Origin of the sequence: Streptomyces sp. MnatMP-M17 (genome assembly GCF_900091995.1) — a bacterium.
Classification (GTDB): Bacteria; Actinomycetota; Actinomycetes; order Streptomycetales; family Streptomycetaceae; genus Streptomyces.
Map to the genome: position 1 here is coordinate 1 of NZ_FMDK01001072.1, position 2,579 is coordinate 2,579.

3 protein-coding genes and 1 pseudogene are annotated in these 2,579 nt (G+C 71.9%); 3 read left to right on the forward strand and 1 reads right to left on the reverse strand.

The annotated features are described in order from the left end of the window. Positions 1-218: 218 nt before the first annotated feature. On the reverse strand, positions 219-986 hold the full coding sequence (gene map, locus GA0115259_RS36020) for a type I methionyl aminopeptidase (RefSeq protein WP_093604631.1): 768 nt from the start codon (positions 984-986) through the stop codon (positions 219-221). A 64-nt stretch (positions 987-1,050) separates the two neighbouring features. Here map and GA0115259_RS36025 point away from each other — a divergent pair, with 64 nt between their 5' ends. The 3 genes and pseudogenes from GA0115259_RS36025 to GA0115259_RS36035 form a co-directional block, all read left to right on the forward strand. Continuing rightward, the gene (locus GA0115259_RS36025) at positions 1,051-1,302 is read left to right on the forward strand and encodes a helix-turn-helix domain-containing protein (protein ID WP_093604633.1); all 252 of its coding nucleotides are present in this window, start codon (positions 1,051-1,053) and stop codon (positions 1,300-1,302) included. A 142-nt stretch (positions 1,303-1,444) separates the two neighbouring features. Then, positions 1,445-1,822: a PPOX class F420-dependent oxidoreductase gene (locus GA0115259_RS36030; protein ID WP_093604635.1), complete on the forward strand. Its 378-nt coding sequence runs from the start codon at positions 1,445-1,447 to the stop codon at positions 1,820-1,822. Between the two features lie 182 nt (positions 1,823-2,004). After that, a pseudogene (locus GA0115259_RS36035) lies at positions 2,005-2,579 on the forward strand (hypothetical protein); the annotation flags it as partial.

Below are 2,579 nucleotides of genomic sequence, written 5' to 3' on the forward strand. Positions count from 1 at the left end.
CCGGCGTGCAGCGGCTGCCCGACGGCCGCTGGCTGGCCGCGGCGGAGAAGGTCCGCAGAGGCGGCGGCTCCGCGATGGTGGTGCACCCGGCAGGCAAGCGGTAGCCGGAGCCGGTCCGGTGCGTTCCCGGTCGCCGTACGGTCAAGACCGTACGGCGACCGGGAAGGCGGCGTCGCGGTCCGGCGTCGCAGAGCGGCGTCATCGGGAGGCGGTCTCGCTCAGAGCGCCGTGAGAATCCGCGGGCCGTCGTCCGTGATCGCGACCGTGTGTTCCGCGTGGGAGGCCCGGCTGGAGTCCAGCGTGCGGACCGTCCAGCCGTCACGGGCCGTGAAGTGCCGGTCCGTACCGCTGCCGATGAGCATCGGCTCGATCGCCAGCACCATTCCATGGCGCAGCGGCAGACCGCGTCCCGCGCGCCCTTCGTTGGGCACGCCCGGATCCTCGTGCATCGTCCGGCCCACGCCATGCCCGCCGAAGCCGTCCGGGATGCCATAGCCGGCCGAGCGGCAGACACGGCCGATCGCATGGGCGATGTCGCCGATGCGGTTGCCGACGACGGCCGCCGCGATTCCCGCCTCCAGCGCCTCGTTCGCCTTGTCGATCAGCCGGAGGTCGTCGGGACGCGCGCGCCCGACCGTGAAGCTGACCGCCGCGTCGCCCACCCAGCCGTCCAGCACCGCACCGCAGTCGACGCTGACGAGATCGCCGTCGTGCAGCCGGTACGCGTCCGGGATGCCGTGCACGATCGCGTCGTTGACGGACGCGCAGATGACGGCCGGGAAGGGCGTGGGCGCCCAGCCGGGGTGATAGTCGAGGAAGGGCGAGCCGGCGCCGGCCTCGCGCAGCACGGCGCGCGCGGTCTCGTCGAGGGCGTGCAGTGTGACTCCCACGGCCGCGGCCTCACGTACCGCCGTCAGTGCTTGTGCGACGACCCGGCCCGCGGCGCGCATGGCGTCCAGGGACGCATCGGTTTTGATCTCCACCATTCCAATAACTATACCGGTCGACATCGGTGGAGGCACGCTTGTGCGGCGGTATTAGAATGACGGGATGGTACGGAGTCCTCTCACCCCACAGGAGCGCGAGCGCGGCGAGCAGCTCGGCCGGCTGCTCCGCGAGGCGCGCGGCGCGCGCAGCATGGTGGAGGTCGCGGCGGTCGCCGGGCTCTCCGCCGAGACACTGCGCAAGATCGAGACCGGCCGCGCCCCGACGCCGGCGTTCTTCACGGTGGCCGCGCTGGCGTCCGCGCTGGGCCTCTCGATGGACGAGATCGCCGCGAGCTGCGTCCTCGTACCGGTCTGATTCCGGCCCGGCCCGATCCGACCGGTACCCCGCAGCGGGCCTTCGCGCGTCGGCGCGGCGGCGGGCGCGCGAACAGCGGTGGAGGAGTGGTTGAAGGGACTACCGGGACAATCCCGTGGCGCGTAGTCTCCCGTCCGTGACGATCCTGGACGAGCTAGCCGACTGCCGCTATGTCAGCCTCACCACCTACCGCAAGGACGGAACGGGCGTCGCCACGCCCGTCTGGCACGCGGTGGAGGGCGGCGAGATGTTCATCTGGACCAGGACGGATTCCTGGAAGGTGAAGCGGATCCGCAACAACGGCCGTGTGGTCGTCGCGGAGTGCGACCTCCGCGGGCGGATCGCCGAGGGCTCGCCGACCGTCGAGGCCACGGCGCGGCTGCTCGACGAGGCGGCCACGGACCGGATCCGGAAGATGCTCTCGCGCAAGTACACCTGGCGTTTCTGGGTGGTCGACTGGCCGGCCAGGCTCGTACGGGGCAGCAAGCGTCCCCAGATCGGCATAGCCGTCACCGTCTGAACCGCCGCCTGAAATCGCCTGAACCGCCGCCCGGAAGAGCTCCGGGCAAGGGCCCTGGGGAAGGGGCCGGGTAAGGGCCTGCACCGTGCCGGAAAACAGTCTGTAGCCGTCCTGTAACACGACTGAGGTCGAATGCCAGCGGACTGAAGGGCTCCCTTCGGCACGGCAGGGACGGGGCAGCGATGGCGGTGCATCAACTCCCGGCGGAGATCGGGGCGTTCGCGAGGTACTTAAGGGATCTCACGTCGCTCCTGGATCCGGGTGACGGCTGGTACGGAGTCTTCCGCCAGCGTGATCCCGAAGGCCTGCGCGCCTGCTTCGACGGTACGGAGATTCCGCCCTGGGACGTGGTGGACTCACTGCTCCAGGACTTCGCGGTGGGCCGTGACCGGGAGGAAGCGGCGCGCGAGGGCATACGGGCGCGACGGCTGCACGCGGCCTCGGCCGCCGCGTACGACCGGCTGCCCGGAGGCGGCGAGGCGCTCTCGGAGCGGCTCCAGCTGATGCTGCGCGAGCAGTCGTACTCCGCGAGCCGGGCCGAGGAGCTGGCGCGGCTGGTCCGTGCGGCGCCGCAGGGCACGCCTCACACTCAGGAGCTCACCCATGAGCTGGCCTGGACCCGCGACGATCACGCGCGCGCGACGGCGCGCTGTGCCGAGCTGCGCGCCCGGCTGGCGGCCCTGACCACTCCGGGCCGCGCCACGCCGACCGGGCGCCCGCTGGCTCCGGAGGGCTGGTTCCGTGCCGAGGAGCCCTC